This window comes from Eubacterium sp. BL-380-WT-2B (assembly GCF_009696115.1).
GTDB lineage: Bacteria > Bacillota > Clostridia > Eubacteriales > Eubacteriaceae > Eubacterium > Eubacterium callanderi.
Genome location: NZ_VUMP01000003.1, coordinates 1 through 20,960, shown reverse-complemented (window position 1 = coordinate 20,960; position 20,960 = coordinate 1). Strand labels below are relative to the sequence as shown.

The following is a 20,960-nucleotide window of genomic DNA, read 5'->3' as shown; positions in this document are numbered from 1 at the left end:
ATGAAAAATTTATGTTGATACGGTTTTTAGTTTTGCATTTTTATCTGTTGCTCTTTAATTAATGGATAAGAGACAATACTTTGACTGTCGAGGTTTTCATTATGCATGTCTACGCCTGTTATTTGGCTATTTTCGTAAGTTTTATAGTAATAAACTCCCTTATCAACATTGCAACAAGAGCTATAAATAGTTATTTCATACGTATCTTCAGCTAAACGAACACATCCGCGTTCTTGATTGACTGAACCAAGTATGTAAAAAAACTGACTAATGCTTTCAGATTCAGAAGTTCCAGAGACGGAATTTAGTTTAGTAAATGCTGCTTTTACAAAACGAGAGGACGAAGAAAGGTCTCCAGGAATTCCAATCCCCCCCATACCACGGCTATAAACATCTAAAGCTATTGCGCTTGAAAAACGATTTTCGGGTACTTCTCTGGTGATGTTCACATAATTATTTAGGTTGAAGATCTGAATATCAAAAGTTGGGTTATTGGTTAAAATTCCTACAGGGTTATCATATATTTTCATCCCCTCTTTTACAGATTCCACAGTTATCGATTCGTTCCGGTCCGATATCATCCAATGCAAGGGTGAAAGAGGTAATTTTTCACTAAAATTGATATTGATAAGATTAATCCTACCAAGGAGTTCTTTTACCTCTTTGATGGTAGCGCACTGCCCTAAAATCCAGGGAATAAACTCGAATGGGGTTACATTATCTTTTCCCTCTGCTTCTTGTTTATAGTCCGCATTTTCTGGAAAATTCAATCCTGCCATGCTTAGTCCCTTTTCGTTGGTGGCATCATAATACAGCGGATAATTATCCACAACGAAGGCCATACCAATCATAGCATAATGAGATTCCAGTGCTTTTACCTTTCTGAACTGAAACGGATAATTTCGTGGTGTTACTGTTACCGTTTCATTATAGGAGAATTCCAAATCAAGATTACGACCAAAATAATGATCTTTTGTTGTGTATGTCGCTGCCGTACACATTTTAGCACCTCCGTTTTATATGGATTTCAATTATACAATACCCAGAATCTTACTGTATTAATCGCACATAAATTTTTTAAAAAAACAAAAAACTCCCGATCTAAAAGACCGAGAGTTCTAAAAAAGGAAAAGTTAGTTGGGAGAGTAATTTGTATTTTAAAAAGTAAGAGGTATGCGTGTTCGAGAATATTTATACCCCTGCGGAGTGTGTTTTAAACAATCAAAAAACCGCCTTAACCAATTCGTTAAAGGCGATTTTTCATCCAACAAACGTTGGATATCTCCAACTCTTTAAATTATCTATCCCCCGATCAAAGGATCCTTAGACCAGGGGAGTGTACATATAGAGCAAGGAGGCTTAGATCCATCCGTGCTAACTAAATTATATCATGTTGTTCTCGTGGATTCAATAAAAAAAACAGCCGCCCCGAAGGACGGCCTGAATACATGAGATTTGCACGAGAAAATTAAAAGAATCGGCTATTTAAAGCCATTTTATCGCGAGATTTGCACGAGAATTAAATCCCTAAAGCAGCTCTTGTCAGATCGCCACAGATGCCGTCCACTTCCAGTCCATTTTTTGCCTGGAAATCTTTCAGCGCAGCAATGGTGACCGGTCCCGCACCGCCATCAATGGCAATGTCATAACCGTAACGTTTTAGCGCTTCCTGAATTCGTGCAATCTCGGTCATGAGCGCGATATCCGTTTTGATCCCATACTCACCGTCAACGGTTAAGCCATGGAACCGCTGGATGCATTCACAAGCGTATTGGCTTTCGGATCCGTAGAGTGCATCTTCGGTTAGCGGACCGTTCTCACCTTGGTAGCCGCAGAAATTGCAGTCTCTCTGGAACTGGCGGATATTTTCGTCTGGGCCATCGCCGTAAGAAAGGTAATAACTGCCGCTGAAGATGGACGTAAAGCCATACGGGTTATCATTGCTTGGCTGTGGGTCTGGCGTCGGCGTTGGTTCTGGACTTGGCGCCGGAGCGTTTCCGTCATAAGCGATACCGAGATAATCCAGAATCCCGTAAGCCACTGCCTGTCCGTAAGCACTCGCGTTTAACAGCATGTTGATATCCGCTCGAATCGAACCGGTTTCAAAAATACAGGCGGTCATATTGGTGTCGGTCACTTCCCAGTCGTCACGCTTTAAAATGCCGCGGGTGCCAATCCCCATACGCAGCATCACAGAAGCATTAATACACTGTGCTAGCTGATAGCCGCTGTTGCTGTTCGGATGCACAATTGGATAAGTTCCAGACGGTGCCTGATTCCAGTCGCAGTGCAACGAAACGTATAAATCCAAACCGTGGTTGTTTGCGTATTCTACGCATGCGGAAATATTCATATCATTTTCCGGATAGTCGGTATGCACATCGGCGCCGTATTTTCTCAAAACCTCGATGGCAGCGCCGACGATTGGCTGCATTAAGCCTGCTTCTGTATAATTGCCGTCGACACAGCCAGAATCCCAGTTGCCATTACTGGAAATACCATGCCCAATTGCTAAAAAAATACTTGCCATTACTCTTTACCTCCGTTATTTTTCAAAACGTCCTGAGCCGTTTCCTGAATACTTGTTTTCGCCATTGTAATCCCGCTATCCGCCGTCTTTGGCGTTGTCGGATCAACCAACACACCCCAGGCGGCCAGAAGCATTAAGATCGCGTTCACAGCGTCCTGAATCGGGCCAAAGTCAATAGTTAGTCCAAATAACGGCACAATACTTTGCCCAAAAACAACCAAGGCCGACAACATGCCGGCCCAAAACGGTAAACTCTTTAATCGTATTTTCCAGTTAATGTTCATTTTTTATTACATCCTCTCTAATTTCTAAATCTAACACACGTTCATACAGTTCTTTAGCGGTTCCATTGCCGCCCATCTGCCGATAGGGTTCGTAAAGATGTTCCAAATTCTTTAAATCTGATATACACACCCATCCTCTGGATATAAAAAAATGGCAGGCCTGATAGATTCGGTCATGCAGAATGCTTTGTATTCCCTCCTCCATGAGCTCGATGCGTTTCGTCTGCTCCCTGACCATTTTACGGATCGGCTTTGTAAATATCCAGATTGCAGTAAGCCCGCCGACAATTTCGACAAGCAATCTAAAATAATCCATCCAATATGAGGACCTCCTTTATTTTTCTGCATTATAAAAGGGCCTCCCGGCCCCACTGTTAAACTCTGTAAATTAAGGTACCACGCGGCGTGGTGGCGCCTTCCCTTCCCCAGCCATAGACCTTGCCATCCGGGTCGATACGAAGCTGAATCCAGCCGTATATCCCCCCAACGCCAGCGTTGAAAACTTGAAGGCTTGGTCGGTACTTTTCAGGGACAGTAAAGTAATGGTTATGCTCCTGGGCAGGCTTTGCATTGATCGCACGAAGATCAAAATTAATGACACAAACGCCCAGAGGTTTAATCATAAAAGCGTCATAGACCAAAGTATCCGATGAAACTGCTTTTGTGACACTGAAAGATTCCAGTTCCAGACCTGCTACCATTGAGGCGTTGGTTTTCGGATTCTGCTCTGTCCAGTCTCCATTTGTCTCTTTTTCATATTCGGTGTACTGTTTAACTGGCATCTTTTATTCCTCCAGCATGAACTCAAGGGCCTGAAAGACTTCCAGGCTCAAGTCATGGGTGGCAGTTTCCAAAATGGCTTCTGGGACAGCGTGGATGGGCACCTCATTTTCAATACTCAATAGATCAATAAGCTCCTTTTGATAGACATCGCCGCCCTCTGGGTATTCTTCCTGAAGCTTAGTGAATTCCTCAAAATAGCAATCATATTCTTTAATAAAGGTCTTTCTGTTTTTATTTAAAGCGTAAGAAGCCTTTGCGGGTAAACGCACAGAAATAATCTCACCGATCTGGTTGATATGGTTGATGATTTCCTGGTTGGTCATTTTTACAGTATTCATTATTCTGTAACCTCCTGGCTATTGTTTTTCTCTGCGATCATTTCATCTTGGATGCCGTACACATATGTTTCAAAATCCGCCTGGTCTTTCATGGCCTGCACCCGATTGATTTTGTAAAGCTCCTGGTTTAAAATAGAACGCCCCATATCCATTGTTTCTGGAGCGTCGCTGTTAATATTGGCATAAAACTGGCAGATACGGTCGTCCCCGGCTTTTGAATATTCATTGATATTGATGGTTTTAGTTCTTCCTTCTAACATTTTAATTTTCCTCCTGGTTTAATAATTGATCCTGAAAAGCAAAGACTTCGTTCTCGAAGCTTGCCTGGTCATTAATCGCCGTTTCTCTGTTTTCTTTATAAAGTTCTGTGTCCATAATATTTCTTCCAATTTCCATTTCTTTTGGTGTGTTTTTATGCAAAATCGCGTAAAACTTGCACATGGGATCACCTCTTTCTGAAAGGGAAAAATCGGTGATTTCATAGCGAATATCTTTAATGCCTCTTGCCATTTGCTCCTCCTGTTATAAATAATATAAAATCGTCCCTCTGAATGAGGCCATTCCGCTTGGATGCCACACGTATAAGCCACCATCGGCCTGCAGCTTGATTTGGAACCATCCGTAGACACCACCGACACCCGCTGAAAAAATTAGTCCTGGTGGTCGATAGCCCGCTGGAACGGTAAGAACTTTAGTATGCGTTCCCGCCGCAACATTGCCGGTAAGCGAGAAACTTAACAGGCAAAATTTACCCATGCTGTTATAAACAATGTTGTTCAGCTCACCGGATGGTTTTGAAAATCCAGTGGCAACGGTAAAATCCACAATTTTTGTACAGCCAAATGCTTGCACATATGGGCTTTGTCCTGTATTCATCGTAATACCAGCAACTGCTGCGGTACTTCCTGGTGCCATTAACGATAACGATTTTGTGTTTCCAGAACGCACTGCCTGTAGAAACGGGTATAACCCCACATCCATTGTCGTTGAGCAAGTAGTTGCCCCTAAATAACCTGTACTTAATAAAAGCTGTTGAGTTCCACCGACAAAGGTTCCATCATAGGCCTGATGTGATACCCACCCTTTTGCCTTAAACTGAATGCGTCCAATCTCGGCGGCACTCGCATTTTTAATCGTGACCGTCTGCGTTCCTTGCATCGAAAGGTTTCCAGTCATGGAGACATCCCCGGCGCTGGAGACCTTGAAATTTTTGGTGTCAATGGTGCCGTTAGAAAGATCTATCTTGGTTCCAGCACTGTTGGCAACGTAGTTTTTACTGGTGATCGCAGTCCCGTAGAACTTATCTGCCGTAATAGCGCTTGCGGCAATTTTGTCCGCGGTGATCTGCCCGGCTGCTATCTTGGCTGCGGTGACTGCACCAGCTGCCAGCTGCGTCGCTGTGATGGCGTTGGCCGCGATCTGGGCTGCGGTGATGGTCCCTGCAGCAATCTCGTTTGCCGTAATGGATTTTGCCGCGATTTTCCCAGCAGTGACTGCACCCGCCACAATTTTGTCTGAGGTGACGCTGTTGGCTGCCAGGTTTCCTGCAGCGATGGTTCCTGCTGCGATCTTATCCCCTGTGATGGTATTAGCCGCCAGCTGGGCCGCTGTAATACTGCCTGCCACAATTTTACTGGCATTAACAGAATTGGCCGCGAGTTTATCGAGGGTGACTGCACCGGCCACAATGGTACTGGCCGTTACCGCATTAGCGGCGAGCTTACCAGCGATGACCGATCCTGCCGCCAGTTTTTCGGCTGTTATGCTTTCTGCGCCGATTCTTGCCGCTGCCAAGGTGCCTGTTGTGATTTTCCCTGCGTCTAAGTTCGCGATCAGCGCATTGGTGATGGCCGCATTCGCAATAGCGTTTGTACCAAATTGGGCTGCTGTCCACTTACTACCATCCCAACGGTAAATCCTGTTTCCATCATCGGTGTTAAACCAGGTGTCCCCGGTTTTCCGACCGGTTGTCGGCGGCTGAGCAGTCTGGTAAAAGACCGTGTTCTTGCCGTCCGCGCTGGTCTGCGCCGTGGCCGCTGCCTTTTTTGCCTGATCCGCAAGGGAGTAGGCGCTGTCGGCTTTCGTCTGGGCGGTCGCCGCATTCTGTTTCGCGGTATCGGCGGTGCTCTGTGCCGTAGCTGCTGCCTGAGCCGCTGCGTTGGCTTTGTTCTGGGCGGTCGTAACGGCGGCTTGGGCGGCGGCGATTTCTTCCTCTGTGGCATCCACTCTGCCCGTAACTGCTGCCAGATTTTTTTCAGCGGCTTCCAGGTCTTTTGCGGCCTGGTCTGCCGCTGTCTTTGCCGCACTGGCGTTACTCTGTGCTGTCTGCGCATCCTTCGCTGCCTGATCGGCTGCGGTTTTAGCTGCCGCCGCATTGGCTAAGGCGGTACTGGCGTTGCTGCCTGCTGTTGTGATACTGCTGTTTACTGCATCTGACAAGGCGCTTGAACCAAAAGGACTGGCAGACCATTTTGTCCCGTCCCAGACATATGCCTTATAGCCGTTGGCAGTGTCAAACCAAGTATCGCCTTTCTTGTTGCCCGTAAGTCCGGGCTGGGTATTCTGGTAATAAATTTTGTTTTTACCATCAGCGGTGGTCTGTGCTTGCTGCGCGGCGTTAGCAGCGCCCGTGATCTGGTCATTGACCTGCTGCGCCAGTTTGTCTCCTGTGATGGCCCCAGGTGCGATCTGCACCCCGTTAATGGTGCCGACCGTAATATTCGCCGCGTTCAGGTTCACTACTTCAATCAGGGCAGCGTCAAGCCGCCCAGCGGTGATCTTATTCGCTGTTAAACCCACAATCTTCGCATCGGTAATACTGCCATCTGCGATCTGCGTGGTGCCGATGACACCGGTGCCGATCATCGCCGTGGTAATACAGCCATTCTTAATGTTGGCAAGGTCAATGTCGGCTTTGCCGATCATGGCCGTATCAATGTCCGCGACATCAGCTTTAAGGCTTGTAATATCCGCCGTGATGACGGTCAAGTCGCCGATATGGGCTACATCCGCAATAAGCTTGCGGATATCGGCCGTGTCGGTCTCCAGCTCTGTAATCCGGGCCGTCGCGGCATTCAGATCCCCAATACTGGCTTTATCTGCCACCAGTACCTGGATTTCTGCAGTTTGGGCTCGCAGGGTTTCAACCGTGGCGGTGACCGCTGTTAGGTCTTTGATATCCGCCTTTTCGATAATAGCGTTTTTGATGGTGGCATTTTCTGCGTACAAGTATTTAAAGCTTGCGGAAATTCCCACACGCTCGTTGGTCATTTCAACGCTGTTGGTGTGCAGATTGTCGACAATGGTCTGTTCGGTGTGTCCAAAAACCGGATCAATGCGCAGAACGCTGCTCTCATAAGCCTCGCGCACTTCGGTGATCCGATTATCCTCAATAAAGCCGCTTTCATCCACAAAGGTCGCGGTATCCCCAAGATCCCAGAGCGTTCCGTAATCCTCGGTACTTGCGTCAAATTCATAGCTCACGACCTCTTTCGTGGCCTCAAGCTTTGTATTGCCCCGATCCAGAAGATTATCGGTCTGCCCCTCCGGGATATCTCTGGCGTCAACGAACATTTCTTTGCGCTCAAGTCCGGCCAATTCATCGTGAAGGGTTACGATCTCACGGTCGTCGCCATCACCCTGTCCGCCGATATAAGCCATATTTTTAGCTCCCATGGTGGAATAGGTGTAGGTCCGCTTATTGACTTTATTGTTCGCCTTTGAAAAAATGTAGCTGCGGGGGTTTTCAATACCGTAGGTACAGTCTCGCCCTTCCAGCACTTCAAAGACAAAGCGTTTACTCACAGCGTCCAGTTTGATGGATACACCGAGACCGGACTGCCTGGACAGGGTATAAAGATCATCGGTGAGGTATTTAAGCCGTGTTTGAAAAGTCAGCTTTCCGCCGCGGTGCTGGCTGGTGCCCATGGTAAGCTGTGGTATTTTCCGCTTGCTATCAGACGGATTAACCGCATTCTCATTGACCAGATCGTACATGATGTCCTCAATGGGTTTATTATTCCATATCCGATAACCGTTATTCGTTGCCGGGGGCACTGTGATTCGCCAATAGAGCAGATAAAGAAGGGAATACCCCTTGATGACAATATCTTTCTGACTCTTCGGTTCATAGCCGTCACTGTCATTTTTGTAATACTGGATGATCCCAGAGCGATAGGCGTCATTGTTCAACATAATATAATAGCCTTCGACAAACAGTTCTGGCCGGTCTTCTTCGAGATGAATTTCAAAAGTACCGAAGGTTTCCCAGCGTCTCACGTAGACGGTTGATTTAAAGTTGTCAATCTCTCCGATGAATTCCAGATCCTTATTAAAGAACCGAATGCTGATCTCGGGATTCACTTGGTTTTGTAGACTCTGCACAATGCACCAGCCTCCGCTTCGTCCGGAAAGCTTTCGCCTTCGTTAATCTCAAAAATCTGCCGCCATCCGGTTCCCTGCTGGGTTCGGAACCATTTTTCCACGACCTCCTGGAAGTTTTGAAACCAGGTGTTCATCTCCGTGGGATTTCTCGGCCCCATACCGCCGCAAAGGGCTTTATAAGGCCGTTCATCTACGACCGTAATGGCTCCGGTCAATCCAACTTTCAACTGTGCCAGGGATAGTTCATAGCGTACGCCGTCCCGCTGCAATGCCGGTGGCTGCGGACTGCTGGCCTCGTTTCCTTGCTTAAGCTCAACCAGGCAGTTCATGGCGCTGTAGTCCAGGCGGACCACAACGCGGTCAATGCGCATGTAGTTGGTTGGCTTAGGTACTGTCAAAGTCTTTGGGGTTGTCAATTCATTAAAAATACCGCAGACGTTCGCGTATCCCGGCGCAACCGAGACATTGCCGCTGCCCGCGGTTACTTTATAGCTCATGGTGCCGTCTTCCTCGACCCGGATGCCGGACATAAAGCTGTTCTTGTAATAAGCCATCAGGTCATCCTGTGTATACTCTTTTTCATTAAAAAAGCCGCTTCTTTCTGCCATTTATCTTCCTCCTTCCGGCTAAATGCCTAAAAATCGCCGTCTGAAGCGAACCTCGACGGCGTTGGTTAAGTCCTGGCGTCCGCTGCTGTACTTCAGCACGTTGTCCCCGACCGCCAGAGTCAGGGCCAGATAGCTGTTCAGATCAATGTAGTTGTATCCGTTGCTGCGAACACCATTCTTTTCGATCTCAATGGATTTCTGCCCATAGGCGGTATTGATATATAAGGTTTCATCCTCCAACAAGGGTTTTTGGACAGCCACATACTGGCCGGTGGTCAGATTCTCTACCTTGGGATAAACCGCAGGCCCTTTAAAGACAATTAAAACCGGCGCTGGAACGTGCCCCTGATTAAAAACCTGAACCGTCGGCGCGCCTCTGTGTGCCAGGGTGAAAGGCATCGTAAATGGAAAACTTAAGCCGCCCTCCCAGCTGGTCAGTGCAATCCGGTTATCGACCGGATCGGTATAGTAAGGATCAAAGCATTCCAGTCCTCCCTTAAACTCCTGCAGGAAGTCATTGGAGGTTTTATAGTTGGTGGAGTAGTCCACGGATTGATCCGGTGAACCGTGAATGATCTTGGATTCCGGGTGCGTACCGTGGGTTTCGTAGTTGATTTTAAGGGTCAGCGTATCCTTGGGGTTCATGACAAAGTCAAGTTCTTGTTTCAGAATCTCAATCTCTGCCAGGCCATTCCCGATAATGGAGGCCGTAAAACGGGGATTGCGAATATCCAGGGGGGCCGAGTATTTCGTCACCCCGTCCTGTCCGTAACCTTTCGCCGTTTTAAAGCTTGCTGGTGCCACCCCCGGGTCAAAGTCCTGGAGGAGAAAACCGGTGTCCCGGACAAAGCTTTCAAACAGCACATGGTGTCCGTTATTTTCATTGGTGAGTTCAATGCTTTCGTATTTCATTTTTCCTCCGATCTTAAGGTGTTGTCGGGATATCCCGCATGGCTTTTTCAGCTGCCCGTCCAATTTCGGATGGGCTGTTATTGTCGCCATAGAAGTAAAAGTTTTGGTTTATTGCCGCTCCTGAAAATGGATCGGTAGCTTGAATACGCGCTTTGTTTTCTTCAGCAGTTAAAAGGCCTTCTCCTTTATGAGCAGTTATTTTAAATCCATCATATGGAACATAACTTAGCCCATTATAAGACCAACTGCCGCCGCCACCTCCGCCGCCGCCTCCACCAGAGACGCCTCCACCATCAGTATATTCGGTGAAAACTTGCGCAGTTTTGGGTTCAAACCAGAGCCCGTTCCACCAATTAACAATCTCATCAAAAAGGCTTGTCACGTTTCGTTTAAACTGATCCCACACACTCAGCATTTCACCTGTTTGGGTGTCAACACTGCTGACAATGTCTGGAGTTCCAGCGACGATCTCATCCTTCACTTCTTGGCAAGTTCGGTTGGCAGCACTTTTCTGATCCTCACAGGATTGATTGGCCGCTGCTACCATCTGGTCATACTCCTCTTGGGTAATGATTTCAGCTTCCTTAAGGCGGGCGGCCTCTCGAATGATACCATCTCGCTTTTCTTCAGCCGCTTTGATTTCAGAATCTCGGGCGCTATTCGCGTTTTTGATTAATTCTGAAGCCATTTCTGCACTCATACGCCCTTGGTAATCTTTCATCCGAGCGCGGATAACAGCGGCTTCCTCTTCTGTTTGTGACAGTGTGCCGATCGCTGTATCCCGCATTTGATTCTGGATTGTCTCAAGCTCAACACGCTCTGCTTCTGTTATCTGTCCATTGTTTTCCTTCATGTGTTCACGAATCTCGTTCACACGCTGTTGAAGTTGCTCTGTTGAAGCAATTTCTTTGGTATGCGCTTCATCCATCTTTTGACGAATGCTTTCAGCTGTAGACTGTTCTAAAAATACATTTCCACTCAGGAACGCACTCAGGGTTTCAGTCCTTTGATTATAATTTTCGTTCTCTTTGGAAATAATTGTCTGAGCCATCTGGTCAAAATTCGAAAACAGAACATCTGCTGTTTCCTGGGTCAAGGTATCGCTGTTTAGCTTAATATTATAAAGTGTTCGCGTTACCCCATCGTCCAGCGCCATATATGCCCCGAGAGCTTCTTTGGTTGAATCGGATATTTTAATGGTATTGTCTTTAGCGATGGCCGCGCCCATACCAGAACTGGCCGCTATGCGTTCAGTACTTTTATTAAGGGTTTCAGAAAACAAATCAATCTCGGGTGTCACATCGGCATTCATCTGTTTGTATGCTTCTGCAACGCCTACACCAATCCCTGCTGCGGCAACGGCAAATGCGCCCACTCCAATGGCTGCTGTTCCAAGAGAAGAGCCTAAAACATTGGAGAGTGTCCCGGCTAACCCAGAACCACCACCGACCGCTGTTGCTGCCTCACCAGCAGCACCCGCAACCGTTGTTAGAGACTCTGCAGCCGGTGCTGCGGCTTTTGGTATCCCATCAATGGCGTATTCGACCCCTTCAATAACTTTTGAAGCATCCGGTAAGGCTTTGGCAATACTACCGCCAGCTGTCGCTAACTCCGTAGCTTCTTTGGCTGCCGGTTTAATCAGATCAGGTAATCCGCCGACTGTTTTTCCGAGATCCGCTGCCACTGTTGTGGCTTCAGGAACGGTCTTCGAGATCGCTTTTCCAGCACCCCCGAGGGTCTCGAGCCCTTTGCTCAGTCCTGAAATAAGGGGCTTTAACTTGGTAAACGTTTGGATACCATCGCCGAACAGCTTCAAGACCGGACCGGCTGCTGCTGCAAGGCCGCCCCATTTTAAAATATTCTCCTGCTGCTCATCGCTCAGACTTCCAAACCAGTCCGCCACATCAGAGATCATATCTGCAATTTTTTCCAGGGTGGGTGCTGCCGCATCGCCAAGTTCAATGAGTGAAACCATGATTTTATTCATGGCCTTCTCAAACTTAGCGCCCATGTTATCCTGGCTTTTTTCATAAGCCTCGGTTGCTGCGCCGTTGGCTTCCATCATCGCTTTGGTTTTTTCTGTCAGGTTTTCGGATTGAGCTCCGGCAAGTGCCAGAGCCAGTACCTGGCCTTCTATACTTCCGATGTAAGCCTGTAGCGGTTTCCCTGAATCTTCTGCTGCTTTTACAATGGTATTGAGCGCTCCCTGGAATCCCAGGGATTCCATCATTGCCTGGCCGTTGGCATAACCAAGGCCTTCCATCAGCTCTGTCATATCCTTAGTCGGAGACATAAGCGACTGCAGCACACCCTTTAACTGGGTCGTTACTTCTGAAGCGTTACCCGTTACCCCGGTAGCGGTAGCCATAACACCAAACAGTTCTTCTTGGCTGACCTTCAGGTTTTCACAAAGCGGCACAACTTGACCGATGGAGCCTGCAAGCTCTGGAAAGGTGGTCTGTCCCAACTTTGCGGTCAAAAACGCCAGATCTGCCACTTTTTGGTTGGCTTCGTAGCTTGTGTTGCCGTAGCCTTTTGTTACAGAAGATAATAGGCGGATGGTATCGGTCGTGCTGGCTCCAGAGGCTTTGGCCCCTTTGGCCGCAACCTCCAGAATTTTAGCGCTATCCGCTGTATCTCCATAGGCTGAAATAACCTCATAAAGCCCTCCGGATATGTCTTTGGCGGCAACGCCGGTATCTTTGGAGACATTCAACACACTTTCAGACAGCTCCGCTGTACGGTCTTTGACCTGTTCTGTTGTGCCATCTAACAGTGTGGAAACCATCCCCATGGATTTTTCAAAGTCCATGGCCATTTTTCCAGCCACTGTCGCAACCCCAGCAAGTGGGAGTGACACGTATTTCGTCAGATTGCTGCCGACACTGGATAAGCGTTCACCTGTTTTAGCCGTATTTTCGAGGGATTTGCTAATTTTTTCGGCCTCAGTAACACCCGTTACCCTGGCTTTTTCCATATCGGACTTAAAACCGGTAATATCTGCTTTGAGCTCTACCTTAAGAGGCGCAAGAGAGATACCGCCTGTCAATCCTGGCATTTAAATCACCTCGTTTTCTGCCGGACAGCCGTTAAATCCGCTTTTGTCTGACTGAGACGCCAAAGATTTTTAAGAAGTTCCCGGCCATCCTCTGTTTTATTAAGCACGTCAATCCAGGATTCTTTCCGGTAAATTAAATAAGCCCCGAATGGAAGATTCAGGACCTGCATAAAATTGAGACCGGTATAGTGTGCAATGCGCTTAATTTCAGTTGTGGAAAGAATATAATTTTTCTCCCAATCCTCTTGTTTGAAATACTTCTTTACGACTGCTTCGCCGATGTCTCCGTCTGGGATTGGGAGTTTGAGTTTGGGTCAAGCGCCACCTCAATTCTCGCTTTCATGACGGTATCAATAATTGTATTAATCGCCTTTGAAGGAAAGGCGTCCATTTCGTCATCCGTAAAAGCTCGGTTTTCCATATTGAAATTCAATAATACCTGCGCTATTTTCTGACGGTTTTTATAATACAGTTCCGTATTGTCTTCTTTGTTAGAATCTTCAATTTTACCGATCTCCGCCATAACATTGCAGGATGGCAGTTTCACATGAATAACCGCGTCTTCAATTTTCACTTCAACCGTCTTGGTTAAATATTCATTTAAATCAATCATTTCGATCTCCTTTTTTGGGGTATTATAAAAGCACCCTCGCAAAGAGAGTGCTTAAACTAATTATATTTATTCTGTTATTGGCAATACAATTTGTCCGAATTTTCTATTATTTGAACTTCTGAAAATAATTGTGAGATTATTACTATCCTGTGGGAGTGCGTATGCTATACTAGCGTTGCATTTTGCACCAATAGGGGCATCGTTGATCATCCGATTTCTATCAAAAACTGGATATGTATTTAATACTGTTCCAGAATCATCCATTACTTGAAATGCTTGCTGTGGAATATTCAAATCCTGATTGTTTTCTCCGACAAAATTCACATTTTCATACATATAATCCAAATACACCACTTTTTCAGCTACAATGTCTGTCGTACTGTTTCTATCATCAGTAACTCTTGCTTTTTCTATTGTTAAATAATAATCACCGTGGTCTGTATGGGTTAAAAAAGCTTCATTTTCTTTAATTTCAGGAATCTGGTCTTGTGTTGCGGTAGGAACACTTGGTGTACCAGAACTAAGGTTTTCTTGTTTTTGCTGTCCGCATCCAAATAATACCACCACCATTGTTCCTAAAATTAGTCCTATTAATATGATTCTTTTCATTTTTCTTTCCCCCTAAAAATTATAGATTTATCATACAACATTCAGAAGGAAATAACAAGCCTTAACTGCCACTCGGTGGCATTGGGATCGCCGATGCCTCTTCATCGGTCAATTCTTCCTCGAAAACAGCCAGGAAGTTCTTCAGGTATTCAATGGCCGTGATCTCTGCGTCCACGGTCAGTTCCTTGTCAGTGAACTCAATGGCAAAGCCGTTGCCGCCCTGGCCGATCATGGTGAACCGGATCTTCTTGCCGTTCTCTTTGACGTGCACAAAGCGGAGCAGCACGGTTTTCAAACTGCCGCCTCCGCCAAAGGTCAGGGTACGGACTTTTTTCTGCTTATCCTCCGCAAAGATGGCGGAGCTGAGCAGTGCTAGATTTGATAACTTCCAGCGCAGAATACCGGTTTTAGCCGTGATTTCTTCTTTGGTGATAAAACTCTTGACGGTTTTGCCGTACTGGTTCTTTACATCGTACTTTTCAGGTTTGTAGTCGATGGAGAACCCGCCGGAGCAGTGACCAACGTTGTGGTCGTCGGTCTCAATGACGGCGTCGGCAGGCAGCTCGCCATCGGTTAACGCTGGGCATTCGTACATGTAGACTTCACCAGCGCCTAATATAATTTCTTGATTATCCAGTGACATTTCGTTTCCTCCAATTAATTATAAAATAAAGTGCCGCCTCAAACATCTCGGTTCCAGAAGCGTCAAAGGCGGTGGGCTCACTGCCGCCGGACAGGACAGCTCTGAAACGGATGCTTTTGTACAGGCGGTACACGGTGTCCTGTGACATGTCGAGTGTCTCACAAAGGACGGTACATAAATGTTTACAGGCATCAAAGTCCTGGGCCAGCACCCGCAGGCTCAGCTGGGTCTGATTCACCGCGCCGTATGAAATGGGGGTTGAACCGTAAACCAGACTGGGCTTCTCAACATTGGTGCTGTAGACGGGGTAGATGCTTTGTTTTAAATCGGGGATCTGTTCGCCGATATAGGCGATGACATCATTTTCCATGTTTATTCTCCTGCGAGGATTTGGCTGATTTTTGACAGGTTCTCCTGTTTCGCGTCCTCGAGATAGGGGTTTGGCTTCTGGCCTTTGGTCGTGTGCCAGCCCTTGTACTTTCCGGAAGCGGCCTTAAATTTCCAGGGCGTTTTCCGGCCCCGTCCGTTTTTGGCATAGATCCCGGTGCCTTCGTGAACATAAGGCGCATACACCAGGCTGTTGCCAACCGACCCTGTGACCGCTTCGGTGCTGGTCTCCACCGTGTGGTGGATATCGGCCCGCAGTGTTCCCTGGTCAACAGGGCATTTCTGCTTGGCGGACCGTTCCACCACCAGGCAGGCTTTTTCCATGTTGGCGCCCAGCCGCCGGATGATTTCCAGGGTGGCGTTGTCAACGCTCGCTTCAAAGTCTGTGTACTCAGACATCGGTATCCACCGCCTTCAAAAGCAGATTTGTAAGCCGTGATTCAGTGTTGACGTCAATGACCTGATACCTGGTATCGCCGTCTAAAATCCGGTATAAGCCGCTTTTTATGGTTTTGCAGTGGGTTAATCCGGTATGGCTGGAATCGCCGTATTTGAGGCTTTCGGTCACCAGGAGTTCGTTGGTTTTCCAGATGGCCGCATCGATGGTTTCGATGGTTTTCCAGACCTTTTTTTCAGCTCCGGAAGCCGTTCGTGTCTTTTCTTTTTTCTGTAGCGTCACGGGGTGCATTGCTCGGTTAACGCTCACTTTGATCACCTCCGGAGCTTTCGGTATTTATAAATCCACATTTTCAGTTTTGTCGGCAGGTCGCTGGTATAGCTGGTGGACCCGCCGCTGCTCTGGGACTCGCTCTGAATGCCCTGAACACCGTCAAGGTTAAACTGGGTAAGCACCAGCTCTTTGACCACGCCGTACAGGGATTCTGGAATCACGTCATCCGGCTTGTAGTTGAGCAGATCCTTCAGCTCTGCGATGCAGTCGGCGATCATATCCCGGAGCAGGTCTTCCCTACCTTTGGTGCCGGGCCGCAGCAGGATACTGCTTAGAATCTTTTCTTCCATGAGGCCCTCCTTCGAGAGGGGCACAGGCTTAAAGCTTGTGCCGGAATTCAACAATGCGGATCTGCTTGGGTTCGTAGACGGGTTTCCAGTTTTTGGGATCGGCCAGCTCGGTTCTGGATGGGCCTTCTGCTTTTTCCTGGACGGCTTTTTGATAAGCGACGCCTCTCGGGTGCAGAATGTAGGTCTTGCGGTTGATCAGGTAGTCAATCCCGGAACCCTTGCGTTTTGCGCGGTCTACCTCGGTGGACACAGACCCGACAGGGCTTCCGTTTCCCAGGGCAATGGCGCCGTTTCCGAAGAGGAAGGTCGAATAAACCGTGTTGGCGCCGGTACCGCTGGTAGGGCATCCATCATCAATGATAATGCGTTTTCCCATATAGGTGTTAAAGGGCAGCGAATCCGCCGGGGTGATGGTATCAATCAGGTTCTGCTTGCGAAGTTCCGCTTCGGTTGCAGAGTGCATGGCTACTGCGCTCAGCTGTGCTTTTGCGTCGCCAAGCTTCTGCTGGGCGTCAATAAAGGCGCCGGCGCTCCATTTTGCCGCGGCGCCTGATCCGCCGGAGATATCCAGAAGGTTGGAGTCCAGACGTGTTTCCGCCGGGGTGGCTCCCTCGCCGGTGGTGGCAGGAATGGTGCCAAAGATGCCTTTTAAAAGGGCGATCAGCTCTTTCTGCATATCTCTGGACCAAAAGGCAGCCGCGAGCGATCCGATGGCGGCCATGGGGTCTGAACCCGCTAAGGCTGCGGAAAGGTCAGTGGCGCTCCACATCATGGCTCGTCTCAAAATAACGGCCATGTCCTTGTTTGAAGTGATCTTGTTATCCGCCAGATCGGCGCCTTCAATGACCTGCTCGGATTCTCCGGTCAGATCGTTGAAAAATGGCATCTGCACCAAAGGGGCTGCCTGAGAGGCCAAGCCGTCAAAGGTGCTGTCGTTTGTAATCACGCCGCTCTGGTACAGGGCGGACAATTCCATGGTTTGGTTTACCACATAGGGGGTGAATAGTTCAGGGACAATAACGTCCTGTAAAGTTGTTCCTGGCATTTTTTATACCTCTTTCTTCTAAATTTTTGTACCGGCAGCCTCTGCGAGTGCTCGGGCTTCTGCCGGGTTTTCTCTGAGCAGTTTCCCCTGCTCCGTCAGGTTAAAGGTTTCTTTGGCAAAGGGGTTCTTGCCCTTATAATCCCCGTTTTGAGGGCTGTATTCGGTCCGCTGATCGGGCTTGAAAACATGGGGCGTGGCTTCCCGGTATTGTTTGACCAGTTCCTCCATGCCCACGACTTTGCCGTCCGGATCAAAGGTGAACTTGTCAATACCGCCCTGTTTAAAGAGCAGGTAATCCGGATCGGTGCAGCCGGCTTTTGTCAGGGATTCTTTGACCGCGTAGGTCTTTTTCAGGGTTTCGTTTTCCTTTTTCAGGTTTTTGACATCGGCCTGATAGGTTTCAAGGTCTTTCTGCAGATCCTCGTTTCCTTTGTTCTTATCACCGATATCCTTGATGGTCTTGTTGGCGGTCTTCAGCTCTTCCACTTTGGCATTGTAGTCCTCCTTGGGTACCGCATGCCTGGGGAATTCTGCCTTAATGGCATCGATCAGGCTGTCGATCTTTAACGTACCATCTTCGTTGGTTTCAGCTGCTTCCAGCAGTTTTTTTAACCATTCCATTTTGTATCCTCCATAGATTTTATATTCCGACTCTCTCGGTGTGGGATTGGCCGTTATTCTCCGGCGGAGTCTGGCAGTTTTAGGCCGTACCGGGCATAAAAATAAGACGTTGACGCACGTCCCCAGCGAGATGCGGGATCGCCTCCGCTTATTTTGAGTACTAAAAAACCACCTCTCACTTTCTCGTGATTTGTGGTTTCAATTCATCACTGCTGCAATATCCTCTGGATGGACAAAATCCGTGTAGGTTCCATCCGGCCCCTCAATATCTGCAATATAGGACTTTCCGGGCTTTAAAATGTCCACGATAAAGGCCTGTTCGCCTGTTTTTAACTGTATCTCTCCAAAAAGTTTAACTTCTTGTTCCATGCTACCCCTTCTTTCTTTTATTGATGTAGACGCTTGTCAACCGGGTTTCACGTTTTTCTTTATCGATGATCCATCCTGTCATCAAGCGGGCTACCCTGCCATTTGCGCCCACAAGCATCATCTCAATTTCATAGCGGTCTCCGTAACCGTCTGTCCCTTTATACACCGCGGGAAAATGTGACAGATTTCGCTGTATATTTTCCATCAGTTCCCGGTGGTTCTTTTGGGTGTATCCAAGCGCCAATTCTAAGGCTTTCGCTTTATCTGGCTGTCTTGCCTGATCCAGCGCGTACTTCGTAAATTTTGCCTCGGGCATTACCGCATGCTCCAAATCTGGTAATGTATTAATTATACCACCTTTAGCGCTTTTTACAACCTCTTCCCTGAGATACTTCTCAATCATCTGCGGATCCGTCACCGGCAGATAGGTACACCGGCAATGCGCGTGAAGCGGGAGCACTGGCACTTTATCAATGGCGTAGATTTTCCCATGGAGGGCGCCGCAGCTCGGGCAGGTCCGCTCATCCATTGCGGCCCAGAACTGGACAAACTGCACGCCTCCGGCTTTGTAAGCTTCCAGTGAGGATTGGTTCAGGTAGTGCATGGTTTCGGTTCGGACAAGGCGGTGGGCGGAATTGAAGCTGCTTTGCATGAGCGCGGCGATTTTAGCCGCCACCTCGGTGGTGGTCTTGCCTTGCTGAAGGCCCTGGCGCAGCTCGCTGTTGAGTATCTGAGCCAGCTTCTCCGTATTGCCCCAGAGGCGATCTGAAAAATTTCCGCCAAACCAGGGCTTCTTGAGCAGTTCTTCCATGAGCTTTTTGTTTGGCAGGTCAAAGCCTTTCTTTCCCAGGCTTTTGAGGATATCGCTGTAATTCTCTTTGAAGGCGTTCTCCATGTTCCCTGACGCGAATGCTTCAATTGTGCCGCCCAGGGTTTTCAAAATGCTGTTCATTTTTGCCTGAAGATTCTTCAGATGATTGTATTTATAAAGATCGGACCGTTTGATTTGTCCATTCTTGCTGAGTTTCTCCCCAAGTTCATAGATAGCACTGTTGATCTCCCGGGTCGCGTCCTGATACATTTCAAGGAGGGCCCGGTTCTTTTCCTCCAGGGTGTTGTAGAGCCGCCAGGTGGCTTTATCGGCGATGCGCTTTTCCCAGTATTCACTGTTCTTTCGGGCCATGGTCTTCACCGTTCAATGGATCATCGCCGTTTACCTCAGCGGCTTTTGGGATGCTGTCAAACTCGGGCATCTGCTCAGAACGCTGAATCTTCAGGCGTTCTAATTCTTTGGTGGGGTTATCCACCCATGGGTGGTTCTTTACAATGGTTTCATCGCTGATAACATCCTTGCTCTGGGCGGCAATGTCGGCCAGCTCGGTGTCATTGCTGACGCTGGTGCGTGTCCAGGTCTGGGTGATGGTATCTGCCTGGATGCCCAGAAACTGGCAGATGGCACGGACAAACTTTGCAAAGGATAAGCGAAACTCGGTTTCCACCATGCCAGCTTTCAGTTCCAAAAGGGAGTACAGATAGCTGAGGGCAACGCCGGAGCTGTTCCCAAAGTTCTGCGGATCGGGGTCAATGCCCTGGCCTTGCTCGAAAATGGATTTCCGGGTCATCTGTAAAAGCTTTTCCCGGGCTTCCACGGGAATCTCGATGGCAAGGGTGGATACGCCTGAGCGATCATCAGCGCCTTCGCTTTCTAACTGGATAATCTTTTTCTGCTTGATCTCATTCCAGAGTTCTCCCAGGCTTTCGGCTTCCCCGCCATAATTTGTTACGGTTAAGATAATTTCCTGGATATCCTCGAGGTCATTGACAAAGCCGCTGTAAACTTTGTCGTAGGAGTCGATCAGCTCTTTGATATCCGTAAGGTCACTTTCTGTTTCGTCATTGTTGAGAAACGGGATAAAAGGAACGGAACCGAAATCGTGCTTAAAGGTATCACTGTAATCTGAGAGGCTGCCGCCTGCCCATACTGGAAACCGGTAGTAACTTTGAAGTCCTTCTTCAATGGACAGGTCGGCTTTCTGCCTGAAGGCCTGGCACTCCTGGTCTGTCCAATACTCATAAAGGATGTATTCATCTCCGGTTTTCTCGTCTACCTCACTGTAAATCCGCAGCACTGCGGAGAGTTCCCGGTTCAGATCAGATGTCCAGACAGGAATAACCTGTCTGGAATCCAGGACGCCGTATTGAAAGCTGCCTTTTTGATCAATCCAGTAATGCAGCCAGGCAATACCGGCGTGGGAGGCTTTGACGCAGAGACTCTTGCAGTTTTTGGCGTAGGAATCACCCAGCACGTCCAGAACTTTCTTGCTGCCCTCATCGTCGCCGGTATCAAAGAGCGGCGGCTGTGAAAACATATAGGCGGCCTTCTGGTTAACCAGAAGCTTATAAAAGTTGCTGGGAACCCGGTTATCCGCGTTCCGTATGGTGGTTTCTTTATCGGGTTCTTTTTTAGCTTCTGACAGGATATCGTTTTGTTTTTTGTAATAGCGCTCTGCCTTGTTGGCTCTGTTCACAAAGCTATCGTGTCCCCGTATCCGCTGTTCAATAATCTTCTTTGCGATCTCTAATTCCATATGCTCACCTCTCATTCTTCGGATAACCGCAGCCCTCGCTTACGGATAATTGTGTAACAGAAATACCGCACCGCATCCATGGCGTGGTCGTATTCCTTGACGGGTTTGTCCTCTCCGCGGTCAACGGCTTTTTCGTCCCATGTGTAGGAGCTGAATTCTTTGATGGTGT

General features: G+C 48.0%; 24 protein-coding genes and 1 pseudogene. All 25 read right to left on the bottom strand.

Going from position 1 to position 20,960, the window contains the following annotated elements; all coding sequences use genetic code 11:
* Nucleotides 1–26: 26 nt before the first annotated feature.
* Nucleotides 27–1,001 (bottom strand): choloylglycine hydrolase, encoded by a 975-nt coding sequence (gene bsh / locus FYJ53_RS06100; RefSeq protein ID WP_154557188.1) that lies wholly within the window; start codon nucleotides 999–1,001, stop codon nucleotides 27–29.
* A 518-nt stretch (nucleotides 1,002–1,519) separates the two neighbouring features.
* Nucleotides 1,520–2,530 (bottom strand): peptidoglycan-binding protein, encoded by a 1,011-nt coding sequence (locus FYJ53_RS06095; RefSeq protein WP_154557187.1) that lies wholly within the window; start codon nucleotides 2,528–2,530, stop codon nucleotides 1,520–1,522.
* The gene (locus tag FYJ53_RS06090) at nucleotides 2,530–2,814 is read right to left on the bottom strand and encodes a phage holin (RefSeq protein ID WP_154557186.1); all 285 of its coding nucleotides are present in this window, start codon (nucleotides 2,812–2,814) and stop codon (nucleotides 2,530–2,532) included. The genes FYJ53_RS06095 and FYJ53_RS06090 overlap by 1 nt, the downstream gene beginning before the upstream one ends.
* Nucleotides 2,804–3,130: a hypothetical protein gene (locus FYJ53_RS06085; RefSeq protein ID WP_154557185.1), complete on the bottom strand. Its 327-nt coding sequence runs from the start codon at nucleotides 3,128–3,130 to the stop codon at nucleotides 2,804–2,806. Before FYJ53_RS06085 ends, FYJ53_RS06090 begins: the two co-directional genes overlap by 11 nt.
* A 58-nt stretch (nucleotides 3,131–3,188) precedes the next feature.
* Entirely contained in the window at nucleotides 3,189–3,596 is a 408-nt protein-coding gene (locus FYJ53_RS06080; RefSeq protein ID WP_154557184.1) for a lipocalin family protein, read from the bottom strand.
* Between the two features lie 3 nt (nucleotides 3,597–3,599).
* Complete coding sequence (locus FYJ53_RS06075) at nucleotides 3,600–3,935, bottom strand: hypothetical protein (RefSeq protein ID WP_154557183.1); 336 nt, start codon at nucleotides 3,933–3,935, stop codon at nucleotides 3,600–3,602.
* On the bottom strand, nucleotides 3,935–4,195 hold the full coding sequence (locus FYJ53_RS06070; protein WP_154557182.1) for a hypothetical protein: 261 nt from the start codon (nucleotides 4,193–4,195) through the stop codon (nucleotides 3,935–3,937). The genes FYJ53_RS06075 and FYJ53_RS06070 overlap by 1 nt, the downstream gene beginning before the upstream one ends.
* A gap of 1 nt (nucleotide 4,196) precedes the next feature.
* Complete coding sequence (locus tag FYJ53_RS06065) at nucleotides 4,197–4,445, bottom strand: hypothetical protein (RefSeq protein WP_096920270.1); 249 nt, start codon at nucleotides 4,443–4,445, stop codon at nucleotides 4,197–4,199.
* Between the two features lie 12 nt (nucleotides 4,446–4,457).
* Nucleotides 4,458–8,318, bottom strand: coding sequence for a hypothetical protein (locus FYJ53_RS06060; RefSeq protein WP_154557181.1), 3,861 nt, complete (start codon nucleotides 8,316–8,318; stop codon nucleotides 4,458–4,460).
* Complete coding sequence (locus FYJ53_RS06055) at nucleotides 8,294–8,926, bottom strand: hypothetical protein (RefSeq protein ID WP_154557180.1); 633 nt, start codon at nucleotides 8,924–8,926, stop codon at nucleotides 8,294–8,296. Before FYJ53_RS06055 ends, FYJ53_RS06060 begins: the two co-directional genes overlap by 25 nt.
* Before the next feature lie 18 nt (nucleotides 8,927–8,944).
* Entirely contained in the window at nucleotides 8,945–9,838 is an 894-nt protein-coding gene (locus FYJ53_RS06050; RefSeq protein WP_195840242.1) for a phage tail domain-containing protein, read from the bottom strand.
* 13 nt (nucleotides 9,839–9,851) lie between these two features.
* A complete protein-coding gene (locus tag FYJ53_RS06045) occupies nucleotides 9,852–12,896 on the bottom strand; it encodes a phage tail tape measure protein (RefSeq protein WP_154557178.1) in 3,045 nt (1,014 codons plus the stop codon).
* A gap of 262 nt (nucleotides 12,897–13,158) precedes the next feature.
* Nucleotides 13,159–13,509 carry a hypothetical protein gene (locus tag FYJ53_RS06040; RefSeq protein ID WP_154557177.1) on the bottom strand — a complete coding sequence of 117 codons (351 nt, stop codon included), beginning with the start codon at nucleotides 13,507–13,509 and terminating at the stop codon, nucleotides 13,159–13,161.
* Nucleotides 13,510–13,575: 66 nt separating this feature from the next.
* Entirely contained in the window at nucleotides 13,576–14,118 is a 543-nt protein-coding gene (locus FYJ53_RS06035; protein WP_154557176.1) for a hypothetical protein, read from the bottom strand.
* Between the two features lie 61 nt (nucleotides 14,119–14,179).
* Nucleotides 14,180–14,761: a hypothetical protein gene (locus tag FYJ53_RS06030; protein WP_154557175.1), complete on the bottom strand. Its 582-nt coding sequence runs from the start codon at nucleotides 14,759–14,761 to the stop codon at nucleotides 14,180–14,182.
* A complete protein-coding gene (locus FYJ53_RS06025) occupies nucleotides 14,748–15,131 on the bottom strand; it encodes a hypothetical protein (RefSeq protein ID WP_154557174.1) in 384 nt (127 codons plus the stop codon). Before FYJ53_RS06025 ends, FYJ53_RS06030 begins: the two co-directional genes overlap by 14 nt.
* 2 nt (nucleotides 15,132–15,133) lie before the next feature.
* Nucleotides 15,134–15,547 (bottom strand): HK97 gp10 family phage protein, encoded by a 414-nt coding sequence (locus tag FYJ53_RS06020; RefSeq protein ID WP_154557173.1) that lies wholly within the window; start codon nucleotides 15,545–15,547, stop codon nucleotides 15,134–15,136.
* Entirely contained in the window at nucleotides 15,540–15,854 is a 315-nt protein-coding gene (locus FYJ53_RS06015; protein ID WP_154557172.1) for a phage head-tail adapter protein, read from the bottom strand. Before FYJ53_RS06015 ends, FYJ53_RS06020 begins: the two co-directional genes overlap by 8 nt.
* A 5-nt stretch (nucleotides 15,855–15,859) precedes the next feature.
* Nucleotides 15,860–16,168 (bottom strand): phage head-tail connector protein, encoded by a 309-nt coding sequence (locus FYJ53_RS06010; RefSeq protein ID WP_154557171.1) that lies wholly within the window; start codon nucleotides 16,166–16,168, stop codon nucleotides 15,860–15,862.
* 28 nt (nucleotides 16,169–16,196) lie between these two features.
* Nucleotides 16,197–17,213, bottom strand: a complete 1,017-nt coding sequence (locus tag FYJ53_RS06005; protein ID WP_154557170.1) for a major capsid protein — start codon at nucleotides 17,211–17,213, stop codon at nucleotides 16,197–16,199.
* Nucleotides 17,214–17,231: 18 nt separating this feature from the next.
* Nucleotides 17,232–17,834, bottom strand: coding sequence for a phage scaffolding protein (locus FYJ53_RS06000; RefSeq protein ID WP_154557169.1), 603 nt, complete (start codon nucleotides 17,832–17,834; stop codon nucleotides 17,232–17,234).
* A 198-nt stretch (nucleotides 17,835–18,032) separates the two neighbouring features.
* Nucleotides 18,033–18,203: a hypothetical protein gene (locus FYJ53_RS21120; protein ID WP_195840241.1), complete on the bottom strand. Its 171-nt coding sequence runs from the start codon at nucleotides 18,201–18,203 to the stop codon at nucleotides 18,033–18,035.
* Nucleotide 18,204: 1 nt separating this feature from the next.
* Complete coding sequence (locus tag FYJ53_RS05995; protein ID WP_154557168.1) at nucleotides 18,205–19,386, bottom strand: minor capsid protein; 1,182 nt, start codon at nucleotides 19,384–19,386, stop codon at nucleotides 18,205–18,207.
* The gene (locus FYJ53_RS05990) at nucleotides 19,367–20,791 is read right to left on the bottom strand and encodes a phage portal protein (protein ID WP_154557167.1); all 1,425 of its coding nucleotides are present in this window, start codon (nucleotides 20,789–20,791) and stop codon (nucleotides 19,367–19,369) included. The genes FYJ53_RS05995 and FYJ53_RS05990 overlap by 20 nt, the downstream gene beginning before the upstream one ends.
* 11 nt (nucleotides 20,792–20,802) lie before the next feature.
* A pseudogene (locus tag FYJ53_RS21410) lies at nucleotides 20,803–20,960 on the bottom strand (PBSX family phage terminase large subunit); the annotation flags it as partial.